The sequence below is a fragment of the Methylobacterium sp. WL6 genome (assembly GCF_008040095.1).
Taxonomy (GTDB): domain Bacteria; phylum Pseudomonadota; class Alphaproteobacteria; order Rhizobiales; family Beijerinckiaceae; genus Methylobacterium.
The window spans coordinates 1-7,065 of the sequence record NZ_VRVH01000241.1; the positions used below are offsets into that span (position 1 = coordinate 1).

Sequence of the window (7,065 nt, forward strand, 5' to 3'; positions counted from 1 at the left end):
GCCGGGCCGCGCCGGCCGCTGGATCGCCCGGCATCCGATCGCCTTCGCGGGCCTCTGCGGCCTCGGCGTCGCGCTCGCCGGGCTCGCCTCGGGCGGGTCGATCTACGGAACCGGCTACGAGGAGGCGAAGGCGCTGCTGCACGGCGATTCCGCGGCGCGGCTCGACTTCGCGCCGTTGAAGTTCTGCGCCACCGCCCTGTCGGCGATCAGCGGGATCCCCGGCGGCCTGTTCGCGCCCTCGCTCGCGGTCGGGGCCGGCCTCGGGGGCATGCTGCAGGACGTCTTCCCGGGCGTGCCGATCGGCGCGCTGGTGCTCACCGGCATGGTCGCCTACCTGGCCGGCGTGCTGCAGGCGCCGATCACCGCCTTCGTCATCGTCACCGAGATGACCCAGGACCATGCGATGATGATCCCGCTGATGATCGCGGCGGTGCTCGCCGACGCCGCCTCGAAGACGGTCTGCCGCACCGGGCTGTACCACACGCTCGCCGAGATCATGCTCGCGCGCGTCGAGCCGGCGAAGGACGAGACGCGAATCGAGGGCGAGAAATAACGGGTCGAACGCGCGCGCGGGCGGGAACGGTTGAGCTTGGCCCGCATTGATCGGTCGCCTTCCCTGCCGGCCGTTCGCCGGTTCGTTCCGGAGTGTTCGGCATGACCCTTCTCAAATGGGCCCTCATCTGCTTCGTCGTCTCGGTGATCGCCGGCGGCCTCGGCTTCACCGGGATCGCCTCGGGCGCCGGATCGCTCGCCCGCATCCTGTTCGGCATCTTCCTGGTCATCGCCATCGTCATCGTGGTCATCGCCTTCGCCGTCGGGCAGGCGGTGTTCTGAGGCCCGGACGTTGGCCTCGGACCCGCGGCCGGGCGCCGTCCTGAACGGGCGCACCTGCCTCGTCACCGGCGCCACCTCCGGGATCGGCTACGAGACCGCCCTGGGGCTGGCGAAAGCCGGCGCCCGGGTCGGCATCGTCGGACGGGACGCGGGGAAGGTCTCCGCCTCGGCGCGCGCGATTTCTGCCGCGGTGCCCGGGGCGCCGGTCGACACCTTCGTCGCCGACCTCTCGTCGCAGGCCGAGATCCGGCGCCTGGCGGGCGAAGTCCGTGCCGCCTACCCGTGCCTCGACGTGCTGGTGAACAACGCCGGCGCGATCTTCGACCGTCGCCTCGTCACGGTCGACGGGTTGGAGCGCACCTGGGCCCTCGATCATCTCGGCTACGTGCTGCTCACCCTCGAGCTCCTCGACCTGCTGAAAGCTTCCGGCCGGCCGGGCGCCGCGTCGCGGATCGTCAACGTGGCCTCGGCCGCCCACACCCGCGGCCGCATCGCCTTCGACGATCTCCAGGCCGAACGCTCCTACGGCCCGATGCGGGCGTATGCGCAGGCCAAGCTCGGCAACGTGCTGTTCACCTACGCGCTGGCCCGCCGCCTCGCCGGCACGCCCGTCACGGTGAACGCCCTGCATCCGGGGGTGATCGATACCGGCTTCGCCAAGAACACCGGGGGCGCGTTCGGCTTCGCCTGGAACCTGATCCGGCCGTTCCTCACCAAGCCCGCCGAGGGCGCGACGACGACGCTGCACGTGGCGACCGCGCCGGCGGTCGAGGGCGTGAGCGGCCGCTACTTCGCGTGCAGCCGCGAGACGGGGTCGTCGCGCCACAGCCGCGACGAGCGCGTGCAGGAGCGGACCTGGGCGCTGAGCCTGCAGCAGATCGGGCACGCGCCACGGTAGGGCGCACCCGACCTTTTCCCGCACCGTCAGCCGCCCGTCGCCTCGGCGGCGACCCTGCCCATCGCGGGTACGGATGCCGCGCGCGCCTGCGCCTCGATGAACACGCGGGTCACGTTCGGGACGCGGGCCTTCAGGTCGCGGTCGAGGCGCGCCGAGACCCGTTCGACCTCGCCCGCGCTGAGGTCGTCGGCCATGTCGAGGCTGACGTTCACCAGGATGTCGGATGGGCCCATGTGCTGGGTCAGCACCTCGTTGACGGTGTTCACCCCCGCTTCCGCGCCGACCACCTCCTGGATCGCCGCGACGACCTCGGGGTCGGCGGCCTCGCCGATCAGGAGGCCGTGGGTCTCGATCATCAGGAAGATCGCCATCCCGACCAGCACGAGGCCGATGCCGACCGACGACCATCCGTCGAGGGCCGGCCTGTCGAGGACGTGTGCCAGCACCACGCCGGTCAACGCGATGACCAGGCCGATCAGGGCGGCAACGTCCTCGACCAGGATGGTGAACAGCGCCGGGTCCTTGCTCCGCCGGATCGCGCTGAGCGGCGAGCGGTCGCCCTTCTCGGCCCAGAACGCGCGCATCGCGACGAAGCAGGAATAGCCCTCCGCCGCGACCGAGAAGCCGAGGATGGCGACGTTCACCCAGAACCCCGGCAGCGGGTAGCCGAACAGGCTCGCGTCGGCCGCCGGCTCGGGGTGCCGGATCTTGTGGGCGCCCTCGTAGATCGCGAAGATGCCGCCGCCGAGAAAGATCAGCAGCGCGACGATGAAGGCGTAGAAGTAAACCTCGCGGCCGTAGCCGAACGGGTGCTTGGCATCCGCCGGCTTCTTTGCGCGCTTCAGGCCGACGAGCAGCAGGATCTGGTTGGCGGTGTCCACCACCGAATGCGCGCCCTCGGCCAGCATGGCGGTCGAGCCGGTGAGGAAGGCGCCGACGAACTTCGCCACGGCGATGGCGAGGTTGGCGCCGGCGGCGGTGTAGATGGCGCCGGTGCTCTCATGTGCCATGCGTGTGGGGTCCTGTCCGATCGCCGGGTCGGATCGCAGCTGGGCCGCAGCGATCCGACCACAAGCGCATGGACCGCCGGGGAGTTCCGGCGGCGTGGACGCCGGAGGCGGGCCGGTGCATCCTGGATGCCGCAACCACGGGTGCCTGCATGCCGGATACGACCTACGACGCCGACAACATCTTCGCGAAGATCCTGCGCGGCGAGATTCCGGCGCACCGGGTCTACGAGGACGCCGACACTTTAGCCTTCATGGACGTGATGCCCCAGGGCCCCGGCCACACCCTGGTGATCCCGAAGGCGCCCGCGCGCGGGCTGCTCGACGCCGAGCCCGCTTCGCTCGCCGCGCTCGCCGCCAGCGTGCAGACGGTCGCACGGGCGGTGAAGGCGGCGTTCAAGGCGGACGGGCTGACGGTGTTCCAGTTCAACGAGGCGGCCGGGGGGCAGACGGTGTTCCACCTCCACGTCCACGTCGTGCCCCGCTTCGAGGGCGTGCCGCTTCAGCGCCACGAGGGCGGGATGGCCGATCCGGCGGTGCTCGCGGACCACGCCGAGCGGATCCGCGACGCCCTGAAGGGCTGAGGCGTCAGGCGGCGGTCGCGGCACCAGTCGGCGCCACCCCGGTCAGGAGCCGGCGCAGGGCCGCATTCTCGGCCTCGAGCTCGCTCACGCGGCGGAGCAGGAAGGCGATGGAGGTCTCGTCCGCTGCAGGTTCGGCGGCGGGCACCGCCGGCGCGGCCTTGGGCGTCTCGACCGCGAAGGTGATTCCGACGCCGTCGGCGCGCCGCCAGCGCATCGCCGAGCGGTAGGTCCTCTCCTTCTGCGGGATGAAGAGGTCGAACATCTCCGGCAGCGTCGCGGTCTCGCTGAGCACGAGACGCGCACCCGTCGAGGAGAAGTCCCGCACGAGGCAATCCATGCTCGAGGAGCCGTTGTTGAACAGGATGCGTCCCTTGAGGAACACCCTCTGCCGGACCTCGTTGCGATTCTCCGACGACATGAAACGAGCCTCAGGACCGAAAATTCAGGCTCAACCGTCCCACGGCGCCCCTTAAGGAATGCTCGCCGCGATCGCCGACTCCGCCCTGCTCACCTATAAAAAGCGCCGGTCTACGGTCTGGAACAGGTAGAAGCCGTTGAAGCGGACCCCGGTCTGCGCGGCGCGGCCGTCGAAATCGAGGGGGAGACCCGAGCTCTCGTCGAGCTTGCCCCCGAAGGTCCAGCGGCCGCCGCCGAGGAAGCTCGGGACGCGGCTGGACTCGGGAACGGCGCAGCACAGACCCTCGACGCTCTTCAGGCGGAACAGGTTGTAGCTCTGCATCGGAGAATCTCCGCTCAGCCGACCCCTCTGGCCGGATCCGTCTTACCCGACGATCCGGCTTGACCGTGTGGTTAATCACACACTCTGTCCGGTTTGTGTCGATCCGGTTTCGGGGACGTTGCGCTCCAGCTCGTCGAGCCAGATCCGGGCCGAGCCGTCGGACGGCGCACGCCAGTCGCCGCGCGGGGAGAGGGCGCCCCCGGCGGAGACCTTCGGCCCGTTCGGCAAGGCCGAGCGCTTGAACTGGCTGAACCCGAAGAAGCGGGACAGGAACACCCCGAGCCAGCGCCGGATCTCGGGCAGGCCGTAGGCGACGCGCTTGTCGGCGGGAAAATCCGGCGGCCAGGCGCCGGCCGCCGCATCGCCCCAGGCATGCAGGGCCAGGAACGCGATCTTCGAGGGCCGGAAGCCGTGGCGCAGCGTATAGAACAGCGTGAAGTCCTGCAGCGCGTAGGGGCCGATCGTGGCCTCGGTGCTCTGCGGCGCCGCGTCGGCCTCGGCGGGCACCAGCTCGGGCGAGATCTCGGTGTCGAGCACCGCGCTGAGCACGCGCCCCTCCTCCGTGCCGAACTGGCCCGAGGCGATCGTCCAGCGGATCAGGTGCTGGATCAGGGTCTTGGGCACCCCGGCGTTGACGGCGTAGTGGCTCATCTGGTCGCCGACGCCGTAGGTGCACCAGCCGAGCGCCAGCTCCGACAGGTCGCCGGTGCCGACGACGATCGCGCCGGCGTGGTTGGCCAGCCGAAACAGGTAGTCGGTGCGCAGGCCCGCCTGCACGTTCTCGAAGGTGACGTCGTAGACCGCCTCCCCCGCAGCGTAGGGGTGGCCCATGTCGGCGAGCATCTGGCGCGCGGCGGGTCGGATGTCGATCTCGGCCGCGGTGGTGCCGAGCGCCCGCATCAGCGCGTGCGCGTTCCCCTTCGTCGCCTCCGAGGTGGCGAAGCCCGGCAGGGTATAGGCCAGGATGTCCGAGCGCGGATACCCGAGCCGGTCGAACGCCTTGGCGATCACGATGAGGGCGTGGGTCGAATCGAGGCCGCCCGAGACGCCGATCACGGCCTTGCGGGTGCCGGTGGCCTCGAGGCGCTGGGCCAGCCCGGCGACCTGGATGTTGTAGGCCTCGTAGCAATCCTGCGCGAGGCGGGCCGGATCGGCCGGCACGAAGGGAAACCGCTCGATCCGCCGGATCAGCCCGAGGTCGCCCGTCGGCGGATCGAGGCGGAACGACGCCCGGCGGTAGGCCGGGCGGGAGCCCGGCCGCGCGTTGTCGTCGAAGCTGCCGGCCTGCAGGCGCTCCTGGGCCAGCAGGTCGAGGTCGATGTCGGCGAACGTCGCCACCGGCCCGGCGGCGAAGCGCTGCCCTTCCGCCAGCCGCACGCCGTTCTCGTCGATGCTGGTCTGCCCGTCCCAGGACAAGTCGGTGGTGGATTCGCCGAGCCCCGCGGCGGCGTAGATGTAGGCGCACAGGCCCCGCATCGAGGCGGCGCGCGAGAGCAGGGCGCGCGACTCCGCGCGGCCGACGGTGATCGGGCTGCCCGAGAGGTTCGCCAGCACCGTGGCGCCGGCGAGCGCGGCGTGCATGCCCGGCGCGTCGGGCACCCACAGGTCCTCGCAGATCTCGACGCCGACGATCAGGCCCGGCGCGTCCTCGGCCGCGAACAGCTGGTCGGCGCCGAACGGGACGGCGTGCCCGGCGAAGCGCACCGTCTCGGCCGCGATGCCGGCGCCGGAGGCGAAGTGGCGCTTCTCGTAGAACTCCCGGTAGTTCGGCAGGTGGATCTTCGGGACGATGCCGAGGAGGCGGCCGCCCTGGATCGCCAGCGCCGCGTTGTAGATCCGGTTGCGCCAGCGCACGGGCGCACCGACGAGGAGGAGGGGGCGCAGGGCCGCCGAGGCGGCGATCAGCCGTTCCGCCGCCCCCTCGACCGCATCGAGCAGCGTCGCCTGCAGGAGCAGGTCCTCGATGGCGTAGGCCGAGAGGGCGAGTTCCGGGAACACGGCCACCGCGACGCCTTGCCGGTGACAGTCTTGCGCCAGCGCCAGGATCGCGTCGGCGTTGCGCTCGGGGTCCGCCGGATGGCTGCGCCCGGTGCAGGCGGCCACGCGGGCGAAGCCCTGGGCGTAGAGGGACCGGAAGTCCCGTGGAAGTTGGGTGGGTGCCAAGGGCGTCACGACCCGCGCGAGGGAGGAGTTCCGCCCCACCTTACCGCCTGGCGGCCCGCCCCTCCAGCGGCCCGCGCCGGACCGGTTTCAAGGCTCTGTTAACGACGTTCGGCCTAACTCGGATCGACCGTTCCGGGCGGGACGGCCTTCCGTGTTTCGAGTTTTTGAGAACCCATGCGCGCATCGGGACGGCCTCCCTATTCTCATCGCGACCCCTCTCGCCCCAGCCGCGGCGGCGACCGCCCGAGCCTCACGCTCGGCGCGCTGGCCCATCGGCTGATGTCGCTGCGGGCCAGCCTGACGCGGCGCCTCGTCGGCGGGCCGCAGCGCCCGAGCTACGCCATCGCCGGCACCCGGCCGGCGCCGAGCTGGCTCACGCCGCCGAACGCGATGCTGGGTCGCGGCGCCGAGCCGGATGCCGGCGGCTGGACCGATTCGCGGGCCGGCCAGGATGCCGTGTTCGCCCATGCCTGGCCCGGCGAGATCTTCGACGACCGGGCGACCCTCGACATGCTCGACGGCGTCCGGCCCGAGAGCCGGATCGACGCCTCCGCCTCCTCGCCGGGCGTGCTCGTGCGCTCGCCGCGCCGGCCCGCCGCGATCACGCCGGAGGACATCGACCGGCCGCGCGGCGTCGCCCGCTCGGTTCCGGGGCCTTCCGACCGCTCCGCGACGGCTTCGGCCGTCGCTTCGCCCGTCCCTTCGGCCGTGCGCTACACCCGCACCCCCGACACCATCCTGCAGGAGCGCCGCCAGCGCGCGCTGGAAGCCGAGCGCAACGCCCTCGACCTGGCGCGGGCCGAGGCCCAGGCCGCGATGCTGGCCGCGGCCGCCGAGCGC

At 71.7% G+C, this 7,065-nt stretch carries 8 protein-coding genes and 1 pseudogene; 5 read left to right on the forward strand and 4 right to left on the reverse strand.

The annotated features are described in order from the left end of the window. From FV230_RS22030 to FV230_RS22040, 3 genes are all read left to right on the forward strand, one after another. A partial coding sequence (locus FV230_RS22030; RefSeq protein ID WP_187275582.1) for a chloride channel protein occupies window positions 1-553 on the forward strand: 553 nt, incomplete at its 5' end. Between the two features lie 101 nt (window positions 554-654). Continuing rightward, the gene (locus FV230_RS22035; RefSeq protein ID WP_147752961.1) at window positions 655-834 is read left to right on the forward strand and encodes a DUF1328 family protein; all 180 of its coding nucleotides are present in this window, start codon (window positions 655-657) and stop codon (window positions 832-834) included. A gap of 40 nt (window positions 835-874) precedes the next feature. Continuing rightward, window positions 875-1,732 carry an SDR family NAD(P)-dependent oxidoreductase gene (locus tag FV230_RS22040; RefSeq protein WP_147843923.1) on the forward strand — a complete coding sequence of 286 codons (858 nt, stop codon included), beginning with the start codon at window positions 875-877 and terminating at the stop codon, window positions 1,730-1,732. A gap of 26 nt (window positions 1,733-1,758) precedes the next feature. Here the strand turns inward: FV230_RS22040 and FV230_RS22045 are convergent, their stop codons facing one another. After that, a complete protein-coding gene (locus FV230_RS22045; protein ID WP_147843920.1) occupies window positions 1,759-2,742 on the reverse strand; it encodes a cation diffusion facilitator family transporter in 984 nt (327 codons plus the stop codon). A 149-nt stretch (window positions 2,743-2,891) separates the two neighbouring features. On the opposite strand from FV230_RS22045, the gene FV230_RS22050 reads away from it, so the two are divergent. After that, window positions 2,892-3,323, forward strand: coding sequence for an HIT family protein (locus FV230_RS22050; protein ID WP_147843921.1), 432 nt, complete (start codon window positions 2,892-2,894; stop codon window positions 3,321-3,323). Between the two features lie 4 nt (window positions 3,324-3,327). Here FV230_RS22050 and FV230_RS22055 read toward each other — a convergent pair whose 3' ends face one another. The 3 genes from FV230_RS22055 to FV230_RS22065 form a co-directional block, all read right to left on the reverse strand. Then, window positions 3,328-3,741, reverse strand: coding sequence for a PilZ domain-containing protein (locus tag FV230_RS22055; protein WP_147843922.1), 414 nt, complete (start codon window positions 3,739-3,741; stop codon window positions 3,328-3,330). Between the two features lie 93 nt (window positions 3,742-3,834). Continuing rightward, complete coding sequence (locus tag FV230_RS22060) at window positions 3,835-4,062, reverse strand: hypothetical protein (protein ID WP_147725599.1); 228 nt, start codon at window positions 4,060-4,062, stop codon at window positions 3,835-3,837. Between the two features lie 75 nt (window positions 4,063-4,137). Further along, complete coding sequence (locus FV230_RS22065; protein ID WP_147843924.1) at window positions 4,138-6,234, reverse strand: NAD(+) synthase; 2,097 nt, start codon at window positions 6,232-6,234, stop codon at window positions 4,138-4,140. Window positions 6,235-6,399: 165 nt separating this feature from the next. Between FV230_RS22065 and FV230_RS22070 the strand changes: the two are divergent. Beyond that, window positions 6,400-7,065, forward strand: a pseudogene (locus FV230_RS22070) (DNA translocase FtsK); the annotation flags it as partial.